Origin of the sequence: Magnetovibrio sp. PR-2, from assembly GCF_036689815.1 — a bacterium.
Lineage (GTDB): Bacteria > Pseudomonadota > Alphaproteobacteria > Rhodospirillales > Magnetovibrionaceae > Magnetovibrio.
Genome location: NZ_JBAHUR010000001.1, coordinates 184,224 through 208,050, shown reverse-complemented (window position 1 = coordinate 208,050; position 23,827 = coordinate 184,224). Strand labels below are relative to the sequence as shown.

The window sequence follows — 23,827 nt, the reverse complement described above, 5'->3', positions numbered from 1 at the left end:
CATGACACCACCCCTGTTGCGGTACGCTTTGTTGGCCGGAGTGGCTTATTTTTGTTGCATGGCGGTGGCGCACTTTTTTGGCATCAAAGCGCCTTTGCTGTTTGTGTATTACGACACACCATTTTACGCCTATCAGGACAAGATCATTGCGTTTGCCGTGGTGGCCTACATTGGCCTGTTCCACGCCGCTTCGCGCCACATCAGCGTCGTGCCGACGGCTTTGGTGGTGATGGGCATCACGGTGTTGGGGCTTGCGGCGGTGAACATGTCTGACGCTTTGGCCTCCGTCATGGGGCCGGACCATAGCCTCACACCCTATTGGGTGCAGACGGGGCTGATTTCTGGGTATTTTGCCGTGCTGGTGGGACTTTATCTACAGACGCGCAAAGCGATATAGGTCTTTTCACCACAGAGAACACCGAGAAAAAGGAGGACACAGAGGTGAAAAAGAATGCTCTGTGTGCTCTGTGTCCTCTGTGGTTCAAAATCAATAGAAGTGATTTGTGCCGCTGACCATCGAACTTAAGGCCGTAAAAACCCGACGATGTCTTTGATTTCGTCCAAAATCGGCTCTGAAATTGCGCGGGCGCGCTCGGCACCATTGCGCAATACGCCATCGACATACGACGGATCGTCCATCAAACGGCGCATTTCGTTTTGGATGGGGCTGAGTTTTTCAACCGCCAAATCGGCCAACGCGCCTTTGAAGTCGCCAAAGCCTTTGCCGGCAAATTCAGCGATGGTGTCGTCCAGGCTCAAATCCGCCAAAGCGGCGTAGATGCCCAGCAAGTTGGCAACTTCCGGGCGGCCTTCCATGCCGTCTTTGGTTTCGGGCAAGGGTTCGGGGTCCGTTTTGGCCTTGCGGATTTTTTTGGCGATGGCGTCGGCGTCGTCGGTCATGATGATGCGCGACAATTCCGACGGGTCGGACTTGGACATCTTCTTGGTGCCATCCTTCAAGCTCATCACACGGGTGGCCGAGCCTAAAATCAGCGGTTCAGGCTGAGGGAAGAACCCGTCCACGCCGTAGTCGTGGTTGAACTTGTCCGCAATGTCGCGGGTCAGCTCCAAGTGCTGCTTTTGGTCTTCGCCCACCGGAACGTGGGTGGCTTTGTACAGCAAAATGTCCGCCGCCATGAGGTTCGGATAACAATACAAACCCACCGAGGCCTTTTCGCGGTTTTTGCCCGCCTTGTCCTTGAACTGGGTCATGCGGTTGAGCCAGCCCAAACGGGCCACGCAGTTGAAGATCCACGCCAGTTCCGCATGACCGGACACTTGACTTTGGTTGAAGATAATGTGCTTGTCCGCATCCACGCCCGACGCAATCATCGCCGCCGCCACTTCACGGGTGGACGCCTTCAAATCCGCAGGGTCTTGCCACTGGGTGATGGCGTGCATATCAACGACACAGAAAATGCATTCATAGTCATCTTGCAACTGAACCCAGTTGCGCACCGCGCCCAAATAGTTACCCAAGTGAAGATTGCCGGTGGATTGAATGCCGGAGAAGATGCGAGACATGGTTTGGTTCCTTCCGTGTGGACCGGATGGTTGAAGATCAATTTGTGCAAGGGGTTATGGACCGAGGCGTCACAGAAATCAAGAACGGCGCATCCAACCTTTGAGATCACCGAGCCGTGCTGCGCCCAAAACCTGGGCGGCGGCGCCGTAGCTGAGCATGCCGCCGACCACGATGGCGATCAGGCCCAGGACTTTTCCAAGATACTGCGCCACCACTTGATCTAACCCCCACACCACGCCCGCCATCATCAGCGTCGCCAACAGCGTGCGCCACAAGCGCCGCCTAAGCTGCCCGTCCATGTGAAAATGCCCGCGTTTGATGAGGAAAAACGCAAGCAAACCCGCGTTGAGCCATTGGCTGATCACCGTGGCCGCCGCCAAACCCACGTGCGCCAACGGCCCCATCAAGGCCAAAGCAATGGCGATGTTCACCGCAACACACACCGCACCAATCTTAATCGGCGTCGACATATCTTCACGGGCGAAATAACCGGGGGCAAAGGCTTTGACCAAGACATAGGCCGGAAGACCCAGCGCAAACACCATCAGCGCCATTGCCGTTTTGTGAGTGGCTTCGGCGCCGAATTCTCCGCGTTCGAAAAGCACGGATATGAGCGTTTCGGGGAGGATAAACAGCGCCGCCGCTGCGGGCAAAGTCAACAACAGCGCAAATTCCACCGCGCGGTTTTGGCTGTCTTGGGCTTGGGTGTCATCGCCGGATTTAATCTGGCGGCTGAGCATCGGCAGCAACGCCGTGCCCACGGCCACGCCCACCACGCCCACAGGCAGCTGCACCAGACGATCGGCATAAAACAAATAGGAAATCGATCCCGACACCAATAGGGACGCGATGATGGTGTCGATGAGCAAGCTCACCTGATAAATGCCCGCACCGACCGCCACGGGGGCGATGCGTTTGAGCAAGCGTTTGACGTCATCGGTCATGTTGGGGCGCACCAGTTTTGGGCGCCATCCGGCTTTGGTGACGTGATAAACCATCCACAACAACTGCACCACGCCGCCCAAAGCCACACCCCAACTGAGCGCGTGGGCGGGGCTGGGCATTAAAGGTGTTAAGGCAAACACCGACGTGATCAAGGTGATGTTCAACAAAACCGGCGTGGCTGCGGCCTGCCAGAACTTGTGCAGGGAATTCATGATCCCGCCTAACAGCGAAACCCAGGAGATAAAGATCAGATACGGAAAGGTGATGCGCATCAAATCCACGGCGAGATCGTATTTTTGCGGCTCGTCTAAAAACCCCGGGGCGATGGCCATCACCACCCACGGCATGGCGAGCTCGATGACGATGGTGAACATCAACAGCACCACCAAAAGCCCGCTTTGAGCTTGGGCGGCAAAGGTGCGCGCACCTGAGGCGCCGTCTTGATTGTCTTCCGTTTCCAGCTTTCCGGCAAAAATCGGCACAAACGCGAGGTTAAACGCCCCTTCGGCAAACAAGCGACGGAACAAATTCGGCAGCTTAAACGCCACAAAAAAGACGTCGGCCATCCAACTGGCCCCCAACGCCCAGGCGACCGCCACATCGCGGACAAAGCCCAGGATGCGGGAAATCAGGGTCATAGAGCCCACGGTGGCAATGGCGCGCAAAAGCAAGACAGCAGTCCTTTTCAATCAAGCGAGCAGAATAGCGTTTGAGACTTAACGGATGATTACACTGGATATCTGCCAAATCGTTCATAAATATGACCATAAGGGGCAGCGTTACATATTCGCCGTGTGGAGAAAGAAGACAATGGTTTACAGCCCAGATGATGCCGACCGCTTAGCCGCCTTGGTCAATTACGGCGTGCTCGACACCGATTTCGAAGAGGCCTACGACTGCATCACGCGCTTGTCCGCGCGCATATTTCATGCGCCGATTTCGTTGGTGAGCCTGGTTGATGAAAAACGCCAATGGTTTAAATCTGCCCACGGACTGGATGCCCGCGAAACGCCGCGCGAATATGCCTTTTGCGCCCATGCGATCAAACAGCGTGACGTCTTCATCGTGCCGGATGCGACCAAATCAGACGTCTTTAAGGACAACCCCCTGGTCACCGATGCGCCCAACGTCATCTTTTATGCGGGCGCGCCGCTGGTCAATTCCGATGGATTTGCTTTGGGCACGCTGTGCGTCATCGACAATCAACCCCGCGAAGAAGGCATGAGCGAAGAAGACCAAGACATGCTCAAAGACTTCGCCACATTGGTGGTGCAGCTGTTAGAGCAACGCAAAGAAATCCGCACCTTAAGGCGCGAACATAACACCGAAACGTCACTTGCTTTCGCGTAAAATTTCAGCACACTCCGGTGCATGACGGATTCGTTGGATACAGTCGTGATTGGCGCGGGAGTGGTGGGCTTGGCCTGCGCGCGCGCCATGGCTTTGGCCGGGCACGAGGTCGTGGTGGTCGAGGCTTTGGACGCCATCGGCACGGTGACCAGTTCGCGCAATTCCGAAGTCATTCACGCCGGTATTTATTACCCCGAAGGCTCGCTCAAAGGACGGCTGTGCGTTCAGGGCAAGGCCATGCTGTACGACTATCTTGAAGCCCACGCAATTGAGCACAATCGCTGTGGCAAATTGGTGGTGGCGACCACGGACGAAGAGGTCTCCATCTTAAAAACCGTGGTGACAAAAGCCGCTGCAAACGGCTGCACCGAGCTCAATTGGTTGGACGGCGACGAAGCCCAAGCGTTGGAGCCGGAACTGAGATGCCTCAAAGCCCTGTCGTCCCCCACCACCGGTATCGTCGATACCCACGGCTTTATGCTGAGCCTGCAAGGCGAGTTGGAAGCCCACGGGGGTGCTGTGGCGTTGAACGCTCCTGTGTTGAGCGGCGACGTGAAAGCAGACGGAATTTTGCTGCGCGTTGGCGGCGACCAACCCATGGAAGTTCTGGCCAAACATGTCATCAACGCCGCCGGGCTGGATGCACAAAAGCTGGCTGGGTGTATAAACGGTTACGCCACCCACCACGCACCTCCTGCCCACTTGTGCAAAGGCAATTACTTTTCGCTTATGGGAAAAGCCCCTTTTGACCAGCTGATTTATCCTGTCCCTGGAAACTCATCGCTGGGCTGTCACTACACCCGCGACTTAGGCGGGCAAGGACGGTTTGGCCCGGATGCCGAATGGATTGAAGATGGCAGTACAATCGATTATGCGGTAAACCCGAAACGGGCCGAGAGTTTTTACAAACAAATCCGAAGCTATTGGCCTGGGCTTCCCGACGATGCCCTCAGCCCCGCCTATTGCGGCATGCGCCCCAAAATCCAAGCCCAAGGCGAACCCGCACACGACTTCGTCATTCAAGGTCCGGATATTCATGATGTCCCTGGTTTGGTGAATTTGTTTGGGATTGAATCGCCGGGTCTAACATCGTCTTTGGCGATCGGAGATTTCGTCAAGGAACGGATTACCCCTTAACGTTTTCATCCTTAATCGGGTCGCCCTTGGACGTGCCGATGGCGCGCAACAAGACTTTGTTCAGCGCTGTGATTTTGTGGTCTGAATCGATCTTCAATCCAAACACATCACGGATGTAAAACACGTCCACCACTCGCTCACCATACGTCGAGATGTGCGCCGACGTCACTTGCAGTCCAAAATCCGTAAGCGCACGGGTCACGTCGTGCAAGAAGCCCTGGCGGTTGCGTCCGTTGACTTCGACAACTGTCGCCGATTGGGACGCGTCGTTGTTGACCAGAACCCGTGGGGCGACTTCGAACACGCGGGTGCGCGACGGCATTTGGCGCGACCGTTCGTCGGCCAATTCGCGTTCAGGGCGAATGCGGCCGGTCAACGCGCCTTCGATGCGTTCTTCCATGCGCTGAATTTTATCCGGATCTTTGATGGAGGCGTCTTCGACGTCTTGCACCCAGAACGTATCCAATGCCATGCCGTTGCCCAACGTGGCAATGTTGGCGTTGACGATGGAGCCCCCTGAAAGCGAAATTGCACCGGCGATGTTGGCGAACAAACCCGGGTGGTCCAAGGTATGCACCAGGACCTCGGTCACATCGATGTCTTCGCGCACCCGGGTTTTAATGACCAAGTGCGTGGCGGATTTGTCCGCATCGCGCACAATTTCGGCGTGATAGGCCAAGTCTTGCGGCGTATAGGCCAGAAAATAGTTCGCATGGCCCTGTTCCAAGAACCAGTCCACGTCGTCGCTGGGCCAATGGTCCAAATGTTCGATGAGCTTTTTGCGCACATTGTCGGCGCGCGCTTCACGGCGCGGGACCGGCAACCCGCCAATCATGGTTTCTTGTACGCGGTAGTACAGTTCACGCAACAACGAAGCTTTCCAGTTGTTCCACACGTTGGGGCCGACCGCGCGGGTATCGGCAACGGTCAAGATCAACAGCAAGCGCAGCCGTTCCGGCGATTGCACCAACTTGACAAAGTCGCGAATGGTCTTGGGGTCATCCAGATCACGTTTATAAGCGCAGCGGTTCATGTCCAGGTGATGCAAAACCAACCACGCAACTGTTTCCGTTTCCCACGCGTTGAGACCTAAACGGGGACATAAACTTTTGGCAATCTTTGCACCCTCGACCGAGTGATCGCCGCCGCGGCCTTTGGCGATATCGTGCAACAGCACAGCGACATACAACACCTCACGCGACTGGACGTCTTTGATGACTTCCGTGCTGAGCGGATGGTCGTCGGCCAAGAGCCCGCGTTCAATGCGGCTGAGAATATCGATGGCGCGGATGGTGTGTTCGTCCACGGTGTAGACGTGATACATGTCGTATTGCATCTGCGCCACAACGCGGCCGAAGTCCGGAATGAAGCGACCAAACACACCCGCTTCGTTCATCCGAACCAAGGCCTGCTTCGGCCCTTTTTTGGCGGTCAACATATCCAAAAACAGCTTGTTCGCTTGGCTGTCGTGACGCACTGCTTTTTTCAGGTATTTCAGACTGCGGGCCGCCAAACGCAACGCTTCGGGGTGAATGTCCAGATCGTATTTTTCCGCTTCGTAAAACAGGCGCAACAAATTGACCGCGTCGTCTTTGAACACTTCTTCGTGTTCGATGGTAATGCGTCCGCCATCCACTTTGAAACCGGGGATTTTGGTGCGCCGAAAATTGAACGACGGCAGGGATGACAAGATGGATTTTTTGGTGTGCTCTTCTTCCAACACCGCACAAATGATGCGCGTTAAATCGCCAACTTCTTTGGCGGTGAGGAAATAGTGCTTCATGAACCGTTCAACAGCGCTGACCCCTTCGCGGTCGGAATAATCCATGCGCGCGGCCAGTTCGTTTTGCACGTTGAAACTGATGGTTTCGTCGGGACGGCCCGCCAAGTAGTGCAGATGACAGCGCACAGTCCACAGAAATTTTTGCGCCTTGTTGAAACGCCGCGCGTCGACCTTGTCCAGCACGCCTTTTTCGACCAAGCCCTGAACCGTGTCGACGCGATACAAAAACTTCGCAATCCACATCAACGTCTGCAAATCGCGCAAGCCGCCTTTGCCGTCTTTGATGTTGGGTTCCAACACATAACGGGTGTCGCCCATCTTGTTGTGGCGTTCGTCGCGTTCGTCCAGCTTGGATTTGACAAAGTCCGCGCCGCCGCCACTGACCACGTCTTTTTCAAAGCGGCGCTCGAACTCTTCGAACAGCACGTGATCACCCGAGATCCAGCGCGATTCCAGCAAGCTTGTGGTGATGGTGATGTCGGACTTTGCCATCTTCACGGTTTCATCGACCGAGCGCGTCGCATGCCCGACCTTAAGCCCCAAATCCCACAGCATATACAACATCCACTCAATCGCTTCGTTGGCTTGCGGGTGGGGTTTTTTGGGCAGCAAAAACATCAAGTCTAAATCGGATTGGGGCGAGATTTCAGCGCGCCCATAACCGCCCGTGGTGACCAGGCAGATTTCTGTGTCGCTCAGATCAAACACTTGGGCAATGGTGAATTCATGCAAGGTGCGGATCAGCTGATCCAACAAATACGCCCCGCCGCGCAAGGTGGCGACGCCGGACGCTTCACCGCTTTCAAAGCGGCGCTGAATTTCCGTTTGGCCGTTTTCCAAAGCGGTCTTAAATTGCTTTAAAACCTTGGCACGTCCTTTGGGTTTTTTCACGTCGCCGCTGGTCTCGCTGATGTCGCACAGCGCCGTCATAAACGTTTTGCGACAAATCACGCCACGCGGCTTTTTGATCTTCAAAAGCATCTGTCTTCCATTAAACCGTCCCGTATCCCCAAACTGCCCCCCTTTGCCATAGATGTATAGGCATTTTCGCATTATTGTAAGCCCATGGACACCACGGCCCACACCTCTGCATCCTGTCTGGCGGATTTGCACGCCTTGATCGCGCTATATGATGACATGCGCACGCATCTCGACGATGGCAACGACGGACCGGCCATAGACACAAAACCCTTAGACAACTGGCACACCAAGGCCAGTACCCTTACTCAAAGTAAGGCTTTAGAAACCCTGACCGGCGAGCGCAAACTCGAAGCGCTGATTATGGAGCTGCGCCATCTGTGGCTGCAGGCCGTGCATAGCCGTTCGAGCCGCTACATGATGAGCCCACCGCAAACCCAGATCAAATACCTGCCGGGCGGTGATCGGGTGAACTATCCCTATGATCGCTGGCTCAAACCCATCAATCTGGAAAACCGCTTGGCGGGCGCGTGGCCGACGCCCAAGGGCTGGCACAAACAATCCTTGCTTTTTGCCAGCGCCATGGCGGCCATCACTACGTTTTTGCAGGCCTACCGGGGCTTGGCGCCGCAGTGGTGGACAGAGCTCAGCGCCCCCCAGACCTTGCATTGGTGGGGGGGGTATTTCGAAATTAGCAAGGCCTTACAATTGGTGTGCGACCAACGCTTCATCGGCCGCAAACACGCCACGCAAGACGGTCTGCACAAACACATGCAAGACGGTCAGACCGATCTGATTGTGTTGGAACCTGTCGCCGCAAAACTGGAGCTCGACGTGTTCGACTTGGACAGCTTCGTTGCAGCGTGGTCCAAACGAAAATCCAAACGCCCGGCAACCCTTTTAATCGACACGTCCTTGCTGGGCGACACGATTTCCATGGAGGATTTTTGTAAACGCCTGAACGATCAAGCGCCCGCGCTGATCGTCGAAGTCCGCTCCGGCCTCAAGCTCGACCAACAGGGTTTGGAGCTTGCCAATGCGGGGCTGATGAACCTGTGGATGCCCGAACACAGGGACGATAAACTCGACGACATCGTCAACAGCTTGCAAATCAGCCGCACGACCCTGGGCACGAACCTGAGCCACAACGAACTCGCCGCCCTGCAAGCCCCGCTATTTTTGCACGCAGACCTTTTAAACACCCACACCACCGCCGTGTTTGCGGCCAACCGCCTCTTTGCCGAACAGCTTCACCCCTTGATCAAACCGGACACGGGTGTGTTCGACGCCGTGTTTCATCCAAGCCTGGGGGACAATGCCCGCCTTCCCTGGGCGCAATCGCCGTTTGTGAACATCCGCTATCGCCCCGACGACGACAGCGCGCGGTCGTTTCTCAACAATGTTTTGGATTTCGAAAGCCATCGCAGAAAGCTCTGCTTTTGGCCGGCGTCCAGTTTCGGCTTTCGCTCGCACCGCTATGAAATGGGCTATGGCCGGGACATCAAATTCAACACGTTACGTGTGGCTTTGGGCGCCCGCCATGGCCCGTCTATGCACGAAGTCATCAAATTATTTCAAGAACTTGCTAGGTTTTCCGATTTTCAGGACTTACGTAATGCCTATCCAGAAGTTTCCACCCGCATGACCCCCGATCAACGTGACAATGACGACTGAGCATCCCATCCTCTACAGTTTTCGCCGCTGCCCGTATGCCATGCGCGCGCGATTGGCGCTGCATGCCAGCGGCCACGTATATGAGCTGCGCGAGGTGGTGCTCAAGGACAAACCCGAAGAGATGCTTAACCTGTCCCCCAAAGGCACCGTGCCGGTGTTGCTGTTGCCAAACGGCCGGGTAATTGATCAAAGCTTGGACATCATGGCCTGGGCCTTGGGCCAACATGACCCGCATCGCTGGTTGGACCCGGACTTGATCAGCCAGACCGGATTGATCCGCGCGTGCGACGGGGATTTCAAAACCCATTTGGATCGCTACAAATACGCCACCCGGTATGAAGACGCCGACCCCATAGAAGAGCGCACACTGGGCGAAAAGTTCATCGCGACGCTGGAACGCCAACTGGACCGTCCGTGCTTGTTTGGCGATATGCCCTGCCAAGCCGACTTTGCCATCGCACCGTTCGTGCGCCAATTCGCCATTGCCGATGAAGATTGGTTTTACGCCCAGCCTTATAAAAATGTACAACGCTGGCTCGCCGCGTTTCTCAACTCCGAACCCTTTGGTGCGGTGATGGACAAGTTCGACCCGTGGAAGCCCGGCGACGAACCTGTTCTTATAAACGCCTAGGGCCAGAACCTAGTGTTGGGCAAAAATTTTATAGCCTTGTTTTCCGAACAGCACAGACGCATAAGGCTCTTTGTAGTCGCCTTGTTCCATGCCTGGAGACCCGATGGGCATACCGGGAACGGCAATACCTTTGACATCCGGTTTTTCAGAAATCAGGCGTTTGATGTCTTCGGCGGGAACGTGGCCTTCAACCACATACCCATCAATCATCGCGGTATGGCAAGATTCCATTTCACCGGGCACACCGGCCGAGGCCTTAATGGGGTCGAGATCAAAGACTTCTTTGACCTCAACTTCAAATCCGTTGGCGCGCACATGGTCAACCCATGCCCCACAACACCCGCACGTGGGTGATTTGTAGACCACCATTTCTGCCGCGTGTGCCGGTTTCGGATCACTTAAGGTCCAAGCACCGAAGCCAACTCCAGCCAAAACAACAGCTGCCAAACCAAATGTCACGGATTTGTTCATCGTTCCCTGCCCTCTGTTCTCTTCAGGTTAAGATAATTTCACCAAGAGACTATGGCAAGGGTAAGGCAGCCCAGCGCTGTGCCCCGTCTTAAGTTTTAGTGGCGGATGACGAAGCGTTTGTCGTGGGCCATGACGGGTTGGAGCGTATCTGCGAACAGGGGTTTTAAATCGAACGCTTTGCCGACTTCGTCATCGACACCGCTGGCACGCATGTGATCTTCCCAGGTGGAACAGCATTTCAAGGGCGACACCGCCGATTTGCTCACCGCCGCCGTCGGCCCGTCCGCCGTCCACAGCCCAATACTTGCACTGGTCAGCACAATGGCGGCCAGACCCAGTTTGTATAATGCGTTTTGCGAAATCATGACCCCGCCCTCTGAACGTTTTCGATTTTCTATTGGACCAGGCAACTGTGGCAGTGCTGAGGCGTGAATGGGGCGGGTTGGACTTGATCGGCACCTCGAACCACCCCATATCAGATACACCTGATATACGGAGCAAGCCGATGATTTTCCGCCAATTGTTCGAGCCTACCTCATCGACCTACACCTATGTGATCGGCTGTGAAGACAGCGGCCAAGCGATCCTGGTCGACCCGGTGTTGGAGACCTTTGCGCGCGATTTGGAGGAGCTGAAAGCTTTAAACCTCACCCTGGCCTACACGCTGGACACCCACGTGCATGCGGATCACCTGACCAGCGCTCTAAAGCTCAAGTCCATCACGGATTGCGACATCGCTATGCCGTCCGGCGCGAACATTGCCTGCGCCGACGTGCAGTTGAGCGAAGAAACCCCGCTGGCGCTCGGCACCGTCGAGCTTGCCCCCCTGTTCACCCCGGGTCACACCGACCATCATTTAAGCTACCGATTCAAAACAAGTGCCAGCCAAGCCGTTCTGACGGGGGACGCCTTGCTAATCGACGGGTGCGGACGCACGGATTTTCAGGGCGGATCGTCGTCCGCGCTTTATCGCTCCATCCACACCAAGCTGTTCACGCTACCCGGCAAAACCTTGGTTTATCCGGGACATGATTACAAAGGGCGCAACGTGTCATCCATCACACAAGAACGCACCCGCAACCCACGTTTGAAAGACGGCACCGAAGAAGAGGCGTTTGTGCAAATCATGAAAGACCTAGATTTGGCCTATCCGAAAAAAATGGACCTCGCCGTGCCTGCCAACATGCTGTGTGGTCAATGTCCCGATACCGTGCCGGATGAGATGGGCAAGCTGTGCGAGATTGCAGTGCAAGGGTGAGCCCCCATACAGGGCGGGCGATTATCTCTAAACAACTTTAAGTTACCGTCCGAATCGTGCAATATATTGCCCTATGGGAACACCATCTTTTCATTTGTATATCGATGATTCAGGCACACGATTGCCCGATAAGTCACAGCCGATAACGCGGAACGATGGCCTTGACCATTTTGCGCTCGGTGGTGTTCTCATCGCGTCCGAGGACATTCATTCTACCACACGCCAACACGAAGAATTCTGTGAGCGGTTCAATATCGATTACCCATTGCATTCACACAGCATTCGAACACAGAAAAATGCTTTTCGCTGGCTAAAACATGATTCTAAACGTGCCAACTCTTTTCACTCAGCACTGGAATCATATCTCTGTAACTTACCGATCAAATGTCACGCATGCGTCGTGCACCGGCCCGGCTATAACGCTCGATATGAACACCTATACGGTCAGGCAAGATGGGAATTGAGCAAAAGTGCCTACACGATCGTCGTAGAGCGCGCTTTAAAGTACGCACGTCACCATGGCCGAAAACTCATTGTGTATGTTGAACAAACTGGCAAACGAGAAGACCGCGCCATCCGCGATTATCACGCCCACATGCGCGAACACGGGATGTACTTTGATGCCAATCGTTCCCAAGCATACTCACCTTTAGCAGAAGATGATTTTACGAAATATCTCCTGAAAACGCCTCAATTCACAACGAAATATCACCCCATCATGCAAATCGCAGATCTGGTGCTCTTTCCATTGGTAAAAGGCGGGTATGATAAGACATACCGACCCTATGCCGCATTGCATAGTGCCAACCGACTTATTGATCAACACCTACCTCAGGAGCTTGCAGACGAAGCCTGCGTCAAGTACTACTGCTTTGATTTTTAAGTAGAAAAGCGAAAGGCTCCCCGAAGGGAGCCTTGCCCGCCGTCTAGGACGACGCCCGGTCTCAATTGACCATACGTCGATTCTAGCGCAAAGGTTGCATGTTGTGCAACATTTTGTTAAGTGCCGATTCGTTTATTCGCCCACATCCATATCCTTCAACCGATACAGATAGTCCAACGCTTCGCGCGGGGTCATTTCGTCGGGCAGCATGGCTTTGATGGCGGCTTCGACTTCGCTCTCGACGCGGGGGCCGCTTGGTGTCCCTGCATTGGCGGGGGCGTGGCTGAACAGGGGTAAGTCGTCGGCGAGCTTGGTGACGGTGGAGGATTGTTCGCCTTCTTCCAGCGACTTCAAAATCTGTTCGGCGCGCGACACCACTTTAGGCGGCAGGCCCGCCAGTTGGCCCACGTGAATGCCGTAAGACCTGTCCGCCGCACCCGGTCCCACCTCGTGCAAGAACACCACTTCACCCTTCCACTCTTTCACTTTCATGGCGTGACACGTAAGCCCGTCGAGCTTCGCTTGAAGCGCGGTGAGTTCGTGGTAGTGGGTGGCGAACAAGGCACGACACGTGTTCACTTCATGTAAGTGTTCTATAACCGCCCAGGCGATGGACAGACCGTCGAACGTGGATGTACCACGCCCAATTTCGTCCAAGATCACCAGCGCGCGTTCGCCCGCTTGGTTCAAGATCGCTGCCGTTTCGACCATTTCCACCATGAACGTGGAGCGTCCACGGGCGAGGTCGTCCGCCGCGCCGACACGGCTAAACAAGCGATCGACCACGCCAATGCGCGCCGAGGCGGCGGGCACAAACGCGCCCATCTGCGCCATCACCGCAATCAAAGCATTTTGGCGCAAGAAGGTCGATTTACCGGCCATGTTGGGACCGGTCAGCAGCCAAAGCCGTCCGGCTTCATCGTCTTGGGCGCAATCGTTGGCGACGAACTTTTCCCCTTCGCCAGCTTCCAAAGCCGCTTCAACCACCGGGTGGCGGCCTTGGGTGATTTCGAAATCGCGGCTGTCGTCGACGACGGGGCGGGTGAGGCGCGCGTCCAAGGCCAATTGCGCCAAGCCAAACGCCACATCCAGTTCGGCCAAAGCCCGGGCACACAAGGCAATGGCGTCGGCGCGCTCAACCACGCGGGCGACCAGCTGCTCAAACACGTCCAGCTCCAACGCCACCGCGCCGTCGGCGGCGCGGGCGATTTTGCCTTCGAGCTCCGACAGCTCGACGGTATTAAAGCGCACGGCGTTGGCCATAGTTTGGCGATGGATATACGGCCCGTCTGGGTCCATCAGTTTGTCGGCATGCTTGGCCGAAACTTCAATGAAGTAACCCAGCACGTTGTTGTGTTTGACCTTCAGCGCGCTCACGCCCGTGTGGTCTTGGTAGTTGCCTTGCAGCCCGGCGATCAGACGGCGGCTTTCGTCGCGGAGCGTCTTCAGCTCGTCCAAATCCGGACGGTAGCCCGCGCGCACAAACCCGCCGTCGCGCGCCAACACGGGCAGCTCGTCAGCCAAGGCCTGGGTGAGTTCCCCCACCAGTTCGCCATGTTCGCCGAGGTTTTCTAAACTCGCCGTCAAACCTGCGGGCACGGTTTTGCCGTGAAACAAATCGCGCGCATCGGCGCTCAACGCCAAGCCGCCCATAACGGCGGCCAAGTCACGCGGCCCGCCGCGACCGAGTGTGAGACGTGACAGCGCGCGTTCCAAATCTGGGCAACGCTTCAACAGGCCCTGTACATCTTCACGGGTGCGCGTTTCGTCCACGCCAAACTGCACCGCGCAAAAGCGCGCTTCTATAGCGCTCACATCCGTCAAGGGTGCGGCCAAGCGTTGTGCCAACAAGCGTGCGCCCGCGCCCGTAATGGTCTTGTCCATGACCGACAACAGCGAGCCCTTGCGCGTTCCGGTCAACGTTTCGGACAGCTCCAAGTTCCGCCGGGTTGCGGCATCGATTTCCATGACGCCGCCCGTGGCAATGCGTTGCAAAGGTGTGATGCGCGGAAGCTTGCCCTTTTGTGTGAGCTCCACATAATCCAACAGGGCACCCGCCGCCGCCACTTCGGCACGGCCAAAACCACCAAACGCTTCCAGCGTCTTCACCCCGAACAACGCCTCAATGCGTTTGCGCCCGTTGGTACTGTCGAACCTCGATGCCGGCTGGGGCGTCAAAGCCTCCACCCAATCGCCTAAGATAACAGGGTAACCATCCTTGCTCATGAGGCTGTCGGGATACATCAATTCGCCGGGTTTCAACCGGGCCAGCTGCGCGCCCAACTGATCCAGGCCGGAGCTTTGGGCAAAAAACTGTCCGGTCGACACGTCAATCCAGGCGAGACCTAAATCCCCCTGAGCCTCGGCAATGGCCGCAAGATAGTTGTTGGACCGGGCGTCGAGCAGACTGTCTTCCGTAATCGTGCCCGGTGTCACCACACGCACGACTTCACGGCGCACCACGGATTTAGCCCCGCGCTTTTTCGCTTCGGCCGGGTCTTCGGTCTGTTCGCACACGGCGACGCGAAAGCCTTTGCGGATTAGGCGGGATAAATACTGTTCATGGCTGTGCACCGGAACGCCGCACATGGGGATGTCGTTGCCGTCATGCTTGCCGCGTTTGGTGAGCGTGATGTCCAACGCGGCAGACGCTTTTTCAGCGTCTTCGAAAAACAGCTCGTAAAAGTCGCCCATGCGATAGAACAACAAAGCGTCTGGGTGGTCTTCTTTAATCGACAAAAACTGCGCCATCATCGGAGTCACTCCGGCGGCGGGCTTTGTGGGGTTTTTTGGCGCTTCGTTGTTCATTAAGCTTAAGAGAATCCGGGCTAAAAATGACCCGTTCACATTACACGCGAGCGTCCTTAAATCAACACGCGAAAGACTTGGACTTGTGTATAAACCGCCCTAACATGAGCCTATAACAATAAAGAGAGAGTGGGAGGAGTATACATGACCTTGCCAACACGCGAAGCCGTCGGCATTTTCAACGAACGCACCGGGTTCGAAGCCGCCGTCCATCATCTTTTGACCGAAGGCTTTGAAAGTGTGGACTTATCCGTTTTGGACAGCCACGAAAGCTTGGACGCCGCAAATCCGCCGGAAAAAACCTGGAAAGAGGTGCTCACCGCTCTGGTCGGTGAAGTCAAATACGAAGGCCCGCTGGTTGCCTCAGGTGTGATTTTGCTGGCCGGTGGCCCAACGGCTGCGGCCATCGCGTCGGTTATTGCCGCCGCCACCGCCGGCGTGGTCGCCAAAGACGTTTTAGACGAAGTCACCGCGCACCCCCACACCGAACATTTCGCCAACGCCCTGGACGCGGGCGGTGTCATCTTATGGATTGCCTGTTTTTCTGAGGAAAAAGAGCAAAAAGCGCTAAAAATCCTTGAAACCTTTGGTGCTGCCAACGTACACATGCACCAACGCGGGGCTTAACCCGGTAATAAAATTACAAAACGCTTCACTTTGACTTGAGAGACTTCCCCACAAATGTCCCATTCCGATGACAACGACCATATGAGCGCCACCGACCAAGAAGCCTTGGTGATGCACGCCTCTGGCCGTCCCGGCAAGCTGGAAATCCACCCGACCAAGCCGCTGACGACGCAACGCGACCTGTCGCTCGCCTACAGCCCCGGCGTTGCCGCACCGTGTTTGGAGATCGAACGCGACCCGCAACTGGCCTACGACTACACCGCCAAGGGCAACATCGTCGCCATCATTTCCAACGGCACGGCCGTTTTGGGTTTGGGTGATTTGGGCGCTCAAGCCTCCAAACCCGTCATGGAAGGCAAAGCCGTCCTGTTCAAACGCTTTGCCGACATCGACGGCATCGATTTGGAAGTCGACACCAAAGACGCGGATGAATTCATCAACGCGGTCAAATTGTTGGGGCCCAGCTTCGGCGGCATCAACTTAGAAGACATCGCTGCACCCGATTGTTTCATCATCGAACAGCAATTGCGCGAAATCATGGACATTCCGGTGTTCCACGATGATCAACACGGCACTGCCATCATCACCGCTGCGGGTCTGATCAACGCGTGTGATCTCACCGGGCGCAACATGGAAGACATCAAAGTCGTCGTGAACGGTGCCGGTGCGGCCGCCATCGCGTGTATTGAGCTGGTCCAGTGCCTGGGCGTGCGCGCACAAAACACCATCATGTGCGATTCCAAGGGCGTCATTTACCAAGGCCGCGAAATCGGCATGAACCAATGGAAAACCGCCCACGCCGCACCCACAGATGCACGCACGTTGGAAGACGCTATGGTCGGCGCCGACGCGTTTTTGGGCCTGTCGGTCAAAGGTGCCGTGACGCAAAAAATGGTCGAAAGCATGGCCGACAAGCCGATCATCTTCGCCATGGCCAACCCCGATCCCGAAATCACCCCCGAAGACGCCAAAGCGGTGCGCGACGACGTGATCATGGCCACGGGGCGTTCGGACTACCCCAACCAGATCAACAACGTGTTGGGTTTCCCCTATATCTTCCGCGGCGCACTCGACGTGCGCGCCACCACCATTAACGAAGACATGAAAGTCGCCGCCGCCCACGCCATCGCCGGATTGGCGCGCGAAGACGTGCCCGACGAAGTGGACATGGCGTATTCCGGCCAGCACTTGCAATACGGACCCGACTATTTGATCCCGGCACCCTTCGATCCGCGCCTGATCACCACCGTGCCGCCCGCCGTTGCGGGGGCCGCCATGGAAAGTGGAGTGGCGCAACGCCCGATCATCGACATGGATGCCTATCGCAACGAGCTGACCGCGCGCATGGATCCCACCGCGCCGTCGCTGCAAGCCATCTTTGAAGACGTGCACCTGCATCCGCGCCGTGTGGTCTTTGCCGAGGGTGAAGAAGAAAAATCCATCCGTGCGGCCGTGGCGTTTTACAACGCAGGTTACGGATTCCCCATCTTGGTGGGGCGCGAAGACGAAATCCATGAAAAGCTGGTCGAGCTGGGCTTGCCCAAACTGGACGGCGTGGAAATCACCAACGCTAAGCTGTCCGACGCGACCGAACGTTATATCGATGACGTCTACGACCGCCTGCAACGTGAAGGCAAACTGTTCCGCGATTGCTCGCGCATGGTCAAGCAAAACCGCAACACCTTTGCCGCATGCATGGTCGCCCAAGGTGACGCGGACGCCATGGTCACGGGTCTGACGCGCAACTATCACGTGGCGCTCAAAGACATCACCCAAGTCATTGACCCCGTTCCCAACCAATCGGTACTCGGTTTGACGCTTTTGGTCGCCCAAGGGCGCACCGTGTTCTTGGCCGATACAGCTGTCAATGTCATGCCTGATGCTCAACAATTGGCCGACACCGCCATCCAAGCCGCAGCCAAAGTGCGTCACTTGGGCCAAGAGCCCCGCGTCGCCATGATGGCGTTTTCGAACTTCGGCAACCCCATGCCCGAACGCACCCAGGTCGCCCGCGAAGCCATGAAGATTTTGGACAAGCTCAACGTCAGCTTCGAATACGAAGGTGAGATGAACGCCGAAATCGCGCTGGATTACGAACTGCAAAAACGCGTCTATCCGTTCACCCGCTTGTCCGGTCCCGCCAACGTTATGGTCATGCCGGGCTTGAACGCTGCCAACATCTCTGCCGGTTTGGTACAGCAGTTGGGTGGCGGCACGGTGATCGGGCCGTTGTTGTTGGGTATTTCCAAACCCGCACAAATCGCGCCCATGGGGGCAACGGTTTCGGACTTGGTCAACTTGGCGGCACTTGCTGCCCATGACGCGATTTAAATATGGCTAAGTTCTTCGACAACATCTCGGACGCGCAAAAGGCGTTCATCGAAGACCAGCACATGTTCTTCGTCGCCAGCGCGCCCTTGTCGCAAGACGGCCACGTCAATGTCTCGCCCAAGGGCATGGACAGCTTTCGTGTCTTAGGCCCCAACCAAGTGGCGTACTTGGACATCACCGGCAGCGCCAACGAGACCTCGGCACACTTACAAGAAAATGGGCGTATCACATTTATGTTCTGCGCCTTCGACGGCCCACCCAAAATCCTGCGCCTGTTCGGCACGGGCCGGGTGATCACGGCGAACGATGAGCAATGGGATGAGTTCTCCAACCTCTTCCCACCCCTGTCCGGCACCCGTCAAATCATGGTGGTCGATGTGCACAAGACCCAGGAATCGTGCGGCATGGGCGTGCCCAAATTCGACTTCGTTGAAGACCGTGACGCCTTGGTCAAACACTGGGATAAAAACGGCGACGATTTTGTGCGCGATTATTGGGGTCGCAAGAACTCTGAAAGCCAGGATGGGCTGAAGCCTTACGCGCTGCACCCCTCCACGGACGACTGATTTTTGCACATGCGAGATTCGCGCCTGTGGGCAAATCGGCTGCAACATAATGCATGCTATTGTTTTTTGCCGGACTATCTCCTTGACGAAAATAGCTCTTTTTTCATACCCTTACCCAATTGTGACACAGCAAACGAACACTGGCCCACGTGTCATAAATTTGTTATGAATTACACGCGCGCGGCGGTTGAGGACCGTCGATAATCATCTTTTGGATATTGAATTTAAGATGCCAGACTCCCAATCGCCTTTAAGCAAAGACTTGAAAAAAATCACGCAAAGTGAAGCGGATGCGCAAACCAAGAATCGCATCCTATCCATGCTGGGCCTGGGCGCTCTGTTCATCATCACCGTCGCCATCTACGTCGCCAACACGTCGGGCGACACGCTGCTTTAGTTAGATTTTTTTCATGACAATTTATACGACTTCTTGTCATAGTATTTCTGTGATGAGGAGATTCGGTGATGCCCGACTGGCAGTGGCTTACGACCCTGATAGATTGGTTTGTCACGCACCAAGATGACATATTGAAACCGGTTGCGACGGCGATCATCTTAGGCGGCGCAGCTTGGTTTTTTGGCGTTCCCAAACGTATTCTCTCGTTCATGCGCCCCGCCGCAGACGAACTGCCTCCATCTCCACTATCCCAAGACGCCCAACTCGCCAAAGAGCTCGGCGTCACCGAAGCAGCGCTGCGCAATTTCTTCAAAATTTTGGAAGAAGATCATGTCGGGCCGGATGAACTGGACGCCAAGCTCCGCGAAATCGCCGGGCGGCACAAAGACCTGCTTACCCGTGTCGCCGCCATTCCCGATGTGGATGAACGCACGACTGCCCTGCGCCAAGACGCCGAGGCCGCCATCGCCGATGGTCGATACGATGACGCGGATGCCATTTTGCACGATGCCGAAAATCAGGATTTGCAGGCGGTGGCAGAGCTCGAAGATCAACTGCATGCCCGCCACATGGCCGCGTACGAATCCGCCGTTGCGCGCGCCGAATTGGCGAAAACCCGGATCAAATATCTGGACGCGGCCCACCATTACAAACGCGCTGCAGACCATTGCCCAGATAAATGTATTGAGGAGCAAATCGGCGCGTTAGCGAGTGCTGGAGGTTCTTATTATCTCGCGGCTGACTATTCACAAGGCGAAAACGTTTTAACCGCGGCGCAGGAACTGGCAGACCAACATCTCTCTTCGGATGCTCCACTGACAGCAATCGTCCTCAACAATTTGGCGCTGCACTATAAAGCCACCAATCGGTTGGACAAGGCGGAGCCTTTGATGGAACGCGCACTGAAAATCCACGAAAACGCCTTTGGACCGGACCATCCCAAGGTCGCCATCCGACTCAATAATTTAGCCCAGCTCTATCATGCCACCCATCGGTTGGAAAAGGCCGAGCCTTTGATGGAACGCGCCCTGAACATCGACGAAAATGCCTTTGGACCAAACCATCCCAAAGTCGCCACCCGACTCAACAATTTAGCCTCGCTCTATTATGACACCCATCGGTTGGACAAGGCCGAGCCTTTGATGGAGCGTGCCCATGGAATTTTGTTGGCGGCCTATGGGGCGGAGCATCCGAAGACGCAAGGGGTGGCCAACAATCTCGACATTTTGCGCCGGGAGATTGCGGCGTGCTCAGATCGGGCGGATTGAGGGGTGGGGCTTTTTTCCTTCCCGTGACGTTCACGCCCATGGACCCCGGATCACGTCCGGGGTGACAGTATTCTAACGGGCGTCATGCCCGGGCTTGACCCGGGTATCCACGTCTTTGGGTGTCGTTTGAAAGAAAAACGTGGATGGCCGGATCAAGTCCGGCCATGACACTTCTACTTTTTTGTCATGCCTAAGCCCAGCTAACGACGACAGAAACTCTGTGTCCTCTGTGTCCTCTGTGGTGAAATCAACAGCGCGCGAAACGGAACACCCCCCCTCACCCGCGCCGGGCCGCTGCGAGCCAGATGCGGCCAAGCACGAACCCCATGACCAAGATCATCAAACCGAATTCCCAAATCAGCGCGACGTCCAACACATACCCGGCAAGGGCGATATACCCCCCTGTCCAAAACGCCTGGGCCCAGCCGAGACCCGGTGCAGGACGGCGACTTTGTTTTTGTTCCGCCTTCGCCAAGCGCATGGCCAAAAACGCATCCGGGTCGAGCTTTTGACCTTTTTGAAAGACCTCTTGCCCTTCAACAGCTTGGGACTCCACTTCTTGCAGCGTGCGGGCAAACATGGTGCGGTGGAAATATGTAGGGGATGATTTGTGCCCGACCAATATAAGGGACAGGATTATGGGGTACAGCACAAACGGCCAAGCGTTCGCCCAATCGATACTGAGCAAATCCCCGCCCACGTCGGACGAGGCATAGCCCAGACCGACAATCCATGCATACGCCAACCAGATGCCGCGCACAAAATAATGGCGAGTCCAAAAGCCGATGAGCACAGGCGCGGGCAAAATATATAACAACCCCGTGCCGGCACCGGTGTCATAAAAACCTTGGGCCAAAAAACCGCTGAGCAAAAGAGCGATATGGAGCACCTCTGCCCCATACAACACATAGAGCAGCCAAAACGTTGATCGCGTATCTGCGGTCATAGCGGGTGCTTGGGCCTACATCCCCCCTACATGCCCAAAACCTCAACCGATTTCACAATCACGTCCGCTCCGGCGTTGATGATGGCCGCGCCGTCGAACGCATCGCGGAAGCTTGCGTCACGCGCGCTCATGACTTGCTTGCCGTCCACGCTCACGGTCATGTTGCCAAGCTTGTCGCGGGTCCAAGCCAGCGCGTGGGTTTTTTGGTCTTCCAGTGCATCGATGGAGTGCGAGTTGATCACGCCTTCGCCGCGCGAGGATTTGCGCACCAGCTCCACTGTGGCGCTGCGCCCGCTTTGTTTGGGCGTGTAGACCAGACGATACCCGGCCCCGCCGGAGCCTTGGGTCACGGCAAAGGCAAAATCGCCCTCACCCTTCCACGAGGAAAATTCTGCGTTCAAAGCAAACGCGTTGGAGATGGTCGCGCGCGTGCTCAACACCGCAGGGGTCGCAGGCGTGGGTTTGGTTTGTGTCTGCGTCGAACTTTTGTTTTTGCCCTGTAGCACTGCGCCTAAGATCGAAATGGCGAGCTCTTCTTTGCTCATCTTTCCGCTGGAGGTCGAGCCCACGCTGCCCGCCACGGCTTTGGAGCGCAGGCCATAACCGCGTTCAACCCAGAATTCACCGGACACGGTTTTCCAGCTGGGGTTTTTCGCCAGCTCGCCGTCCATAAAGTCGTCAAACAGCGCGCGCTTGATCCACGGGTTTTCGTAACGCGCCATCAAATCGCGCAAATCGCGTAAAAACAAACGGTCCGCGGCCTTGGCTTTTTCCGCGTCGTCCACCAGGGCCTTTAAGTCTTTGAGCAGGTCTTCGGTGTTGCCCGCGGGGCTTGATGAATTGGCCCCCGGCGGCGACCAGGCCCCATAGCGGCCATCCGCTGCTTCGGCGCTGAGCGGCAGCGCAACCAAGGTCGAGATGAGAAGGGCACGGTGAAACGCTTTGAACAACATATGAAAACCTCCGAATAACAAGGACTTCACTCTATCAAGAGGGATGGAGTTCGGACAAGGCCTGTCGGTGAAGTTCTGCACTTTCGTCCGAAAAACAGCAAAAGACGACTTGGGCCGGGCAGCCTTGGGTCGCCACAAACCCCGCCACCGTGTGCACGGCAATGCGCGCGGCGCGCTTTGGCGGGAAGGCATACACACCCGTAGAAATGGCGGGAAAGGCGATGGTGTGAAAGTTGTGTTCACACGCGATATGGAGGCTGGCTGTGTAGCACGACGCCAAGGCCGCATCCTCGCCACTGCCGCCCCCGTGCCACATGGGGCCGACGGTGTGGATCACGTAATCGGCGGGTAGATCATAGCCCTCGGTCAGCTTGGCGTCGCCGGTCATGCAGCGTTTCAGACGACGACATTCCGCCAACAACCCAGGTCCGGCGGCTTTATGAATCGCACCGTCTACGCCACCACCGCCCTGAAGTGATGCGTTGGCCGCGTTGACAATGGCGTCCACGGATAAAGTTGTGATGTCTGCCGTGATAATTTTGATGCGGTTGGATACATCCACCCCCATAGGCGCCCTCCCCGGCAATCCCTCACCCGCCCGTGGCTTTCTTGCCCGAGCTTTTGTTTGTGCACGTCCGTCTGGATCCCCTCTCCGCGCACAGTATAGCAAAAGGGCGGCCCCTGAGAAAGGAACCGCCCTTTTTGCATGAATTATGGAAGCTGGATTGAGCTTACTTGCTTTTGGCGCGCTCGATGCCTTCTTGGATCAGCTCTTTGGCGCGTTCCGGACCTTCCCAGCCCGTGACCTTCACCCACTTGCCGTCTTCCAGGTCTTTGTAGTGGGTGAAGAAGTGAGCAATTTGCTCGATCAAAATCGGGCGGATGTCCGTATAGCTTTCCACCTCTTCGTAGTAAGGATGCAGGCTGTGATCGGGCACGCACAGAACTTTTTCATCGATGCCGCTTTCGTCTTCCATCAACAACACGCCGATGGGACGGGACGGAATGACAGAGCCCGGGGCCACAACGTGTTGACCCAACACAGCCGCATCAACCGGGTCGCCGTCGTCGGACAGCGTGTGCGGGATAAAGCCATAGTTACACGGATAGTGCATGGCGGTGTGCAGGAAGCGATCCACGAACATGGCACCGGATTCTTTGTCCAGTTCGTACTTCACCGGGTTGCCACCCATGGGCACTTCGATGATCACGTTGAAGGAGTTGGGGGCGTCATCGCCGATGGGAAGCTTGGTAATGTCCATTTTAAGCCGCTCTGCTTTGAGTGTTATCAGGAGGCGCACACTGTTATGCTGCGCTGCACAATGGGTGTATGCCATGGATGACGGGCGCGCGTCC

General features: G+C 56.2%; 22 protein-coding genes. 12 read left to right on the top strand and 10 right to left on the bottom strand.

Features of this window, described 5'->3' with window-relative positions; all coding sequences use genetic code 11:
* The first annotated feature begins 1 nt into the window (after nucleotide 1).
* Nucleotides 2–397: a hypothetical protein gene (locus tag V5T82_RS01060; protein WP_332893720.1), complete on the top strand. Its 396-nt coding sequence runs from the start codon at nucleotides 2–4 to the stop codon at nucleotides 395–397.
* Nucleotides 398–522: 125 nt separating this feature from the next.
* Here V5T82_RS01060 and trpS read toward each other — a convergent pair whose 3' ends face one another.
* Together trpS and murJ are read right to left on the bottom strand one after the other, a co-directional pair.
* Complete coding sequence (gene trpS, locus V5T82_RS01055; RefSeq protein ID WP_332893719.1) at nucleotides 523–1,524, bottom strand: tryptophan--tRNA ligase; 1,002 nt, start codon at nucleotides 1,522–1,524, stop codon at nucleotides 523–525.
* 78 nt (nucleotides 1,525–1,602) lie between these two features.
* Nucleotides 1,603–3,141 carry a murein biosynthesis integral membrane protein MurJ gene (gene murJ, locus V5T82_RS01050; protein WP_332893718.1) on the bottom strand — a complete coding sequence of 513 codons (1,539 nt, stop codon included), beginning with the start codon at nucleotides 3,139–3,141 and terminating at the stop codon, nucleotides 1,603–1,605.
* A 139-nt stretch (nucleotides 3,142–3,280) separates the two neighbouring features.
* Between murJ and V5T82_RS01045 the strand changes: the two genes are divergently transcribed.
* Nucleotides 3,281–3,820, top strand: coding sequence for a GAF domain-containing protein (locus tag V5T82_RS01045; RefSeq protein ID WP_332893717.1), 540 nt, complete (start codon nucleotides 3,281–3,283; stop codon nucleotides 3,818–3,820).
* Nucleotides 3,821–3,841: 21 nt separating this feature from the next.
* Nucleotides 3,842–4,957: an NAD(P)/FAD-dependent oxidoreductase gene (locus tag V5T82_RS01040; protein WP_332893716.1), complete on the top strand. Its 1,116-nt coding sequence runs from the start codon at nucleotides 3,842–3,844 to the stop codon at nucleotides 4,955–4,957.
* Here the strand turns inward: V5T82_RS01040 and V5T82_RS01035 are convergent.
* Nucleotides 4,947–7,721, bottom strand: coding sequence for a [protein-PII] uridylyltransferase (locus V5T82_RS01035; RefSeq protein ID WP_332893715.1), 2,775 nt, complete (start codon nucleotides 7,719–7,721; stop codon nucleotides 4,947–4,949). The two genes, V5T82_RS01040 and V5T82_RS01035, sit on opposite strands and share 11 nt — an antisense overlap.
* A gap of 84 nt (nucleotides 7,722–7,805) precedes the next feature.
* Between V5T82_RS01035 and V5T82_RS01030 the strand changes: the two genes are divergently transcribed.
* Complete coding sequence (locus V5T82_RS01030; RefSeq protein ID WP_332893714.1) at nucleotides 7,806–9,332, top strand: hypothetical protein; 1,527 nt, start codon at nucleotides 7,806–7,808, stop codon at nucleotides 9,330–9,332.
* Nucleotides 9,322–9,963, top strand: a complete 642-nt coding sequence (locus tag V5T82_RS01025) for a glutathione S-transferase (protein WP_332893982.1) — start codon at nucleotides 9,322–9,324, stop codon at nucleotides 9,961–9,963. The genes V5T82_RS01030 and V5T82_RS01025 overlap by 11 nt, the downstream gene beginning before the upstream one ends.
* A gap of 9 nt (nucleotides 9,964–9,972) precedes the next feature.
* Here the strand turns inward: V5T82_RS01025 and V5T82_RS01020 are convergent, their stop codons facing one another.
* Both V5T82_RS01020 and V5T82_RS01015 read right to left on the bottom strand, forming a co-directional pair.
* The gene (locus V5T82_RS01020) at nucleotides 9,973–10,434 is read right to left on the bottom strand and encodes a DUF411 domain-containing protein (RefSeq protein WP_332893713.1); all 462 of its coding nucleotides are present in this window, start codon (nucleotides 10,432–10,434) and stop codon (nucleotides 9,973–9,975) included.
* A gap of 95 nt (nucleotides 10,435–10,529) precedes the next feature.
* Entirely contained in the window at nucleotides 10,530–10,799 is a 270-nt protein-coding gene (locus tag V5T82_RS01015; RefSeq protein ID WP_332893712.1) for a DUF411 domain-containing protein, read from the bottom strand.
* Nucleotides 10,800–10,939: 140 nt separating this feature from the next.
* Here V5T82_RS01015 and V5T82_RS01010 point away from each other — a divergent pair, with 140 nt between their 5' ends.
* Together V5T82_RS01010 and V5T82_RS01005 are read left to right on the top strand one after the other, a co-directional pair.
* The gene (locus V5T82_RS01010; protein WP_332893711.1) at nucleotides 10,940–11,692 is read left to right on the top strand and encodes an MBL fold metallo-hydrolase; all 753 of its coding nucleotides are present in this window, start codon (nucleotides 10,940–10,942) and stop codon (nucleotides 11,690–11,692) included.
* Between the two features lie 73 nt (nucleotides 11,693–11,765).
* A complete protein-coding gene (locus V5T82_RS01005) occupies nucleotides 11,766–12,575 on the top strand; it encodes a DUF3800 domain-containing protein (protein ID WP_332893710.1) in 810 nt (269 codons plus the stop codon).
* Nucleotides 12,576–12,707: 132 nt separating this feature from the next.
* Here V5T82_RS01005 and mutS read toward each other — a convergent pair whose 3' ends face one another.
* Nucleotides 12,708–15,329 (bottom strand): DNA mismatch repair protein MutS, encoded by a 2,622-nt coding sequence (gene mutS / locus V5T82_RS01000; protein ID WP_332893709.1) that lies wholly within the window; start codon nucleotides 15,327–15,329, stop codon nucleotides 12,708–12,710.
* 198 nt (nucleotides 15,330–15,527) lie between these two features.
* Here mutS and V5T82_RS00995 point away from each other — a divergent pair, with 198 nt between their 5' ends.
* The 5 genes from V5T82_RS00995 (at nucleotide 15,528) to V5T82_RS00975 (ending at nucleotide 20,572) form a co-directional block, all read left to right on the top strand.
* The gene (locus V5T82_RS00995; RefSeq protein WP_332893708.1) at nucleotides 15,528–16,010 is read left to right on the top strand and encodes a hypothetical protein; all 483 of its coding nucleotides are present in this window, start codon (nucleotides 15,528–15,530) and stop codon (nucleotides 16,008–16,010) included.
* Nucleotides 16,011–16,064: 54 nt separating this feature from the next.
* A complete protein-coding gene (locus V5T82_RS00990) occupies nucleotides 16,065–18,341 on the top strand; it encodes an NADP-dependent malic enzyme (RefSeq protein ID WP_332893707.1) in 2,277 nt (758 codons plus the stop codon).
* Between the two features lie 2 nt (nucleotides 18,342–18,343).
* A complete protein-coding gene (locus V5T82_RS00985; RefSeq protein WP_332893706.1) occupies nucleotides 18,344–18,907 on the top strand; it encodes a pyridoxamine 5'-phosphate oxidase family protein in 564 nt (187 codons plus the stop codon).
* Between the two features lie 229 nt (nucleotides 18,908–19,136).
* Nucleotides 19,137–19,304: a hypothetical protein gene (locus V5T82_RS00980; RefSeq protein ID WP_332893705.1), complete on the top strand. Its 168-nt coding sequence runs from the start codon at nucleotides 19,137–19,139 to the stop codon at nucleotides 19,302–19,304.
* Between the two features lie 68 nt (nucleotides 19,305–19,372).
* The gene (locus V5T82_RS00975; protein WP_332893704.1) at nucleotides 19,373–20,572 is read left to right on the top strand and encodes a tetratricopeptide repeat protein; all 1,200 of its coding nucleotides are present in this window, start codon (nucleotides 19,373–19,375) and stop codon (nucleotides 20,570–20,572) included.
* 277 nt (nucleotides 20,573–20,849) lie between these two features.
* On the opposite strand, the gene V5T82_RS00970 is transcribed toward V5T82_RS00975, so the two are convergent.
* The 4 genes from V5T82_RS00970 to ppa form a co-directional block, all read right to left on the bottom strand.
* Entirely contained in the window at nucleotides 20,850–21,518 is a 669-nt protein-coding gene (locus tag V5T82_RS00970) for a hypothetical protein (RefSeq protein ID WP_332893703.1), read from the bottom strand.
* Between the two features lie 26 nt (nucleotides 21,519–21,544).
* Entirely contained in the window at nucleotides 21,545–22,471 is a 927-nt protein-coding gene (locus V5T82_RS00965; protein WP_332893702.1) for a hypothetical protein, read from the bottom strand.
* Between the two features lie 34 nt (nucleotides 22,472–22,505).
* Nucleotides 22,506–23,039: an O-acetyl-ADP-ribose deacetylase gene (locus V5T82_RS00960; RefSeq protein ID WP_332893701.1), complete on the bottom strand. Its 534-nt coding sequence runs from the start codon at nucleotides 23,037–23,039 to the stop codon at nucleotides 22,506–22,508.
* A gap of 163 nt (nucleotides 23,040–23,202) precedes the next feature.
* Entirely contained in the window at nucleotides 23,203–23,733 is a 531-nt protein-coding gene (gene ppa / locus V5T82_RS00955; RefSeq protein WP_332893700.1) for an inorganic diphosphatase, read from the bottom strand.
* Nucleotides 23,734–23,827: the final 94 nt, after the last annotated feature.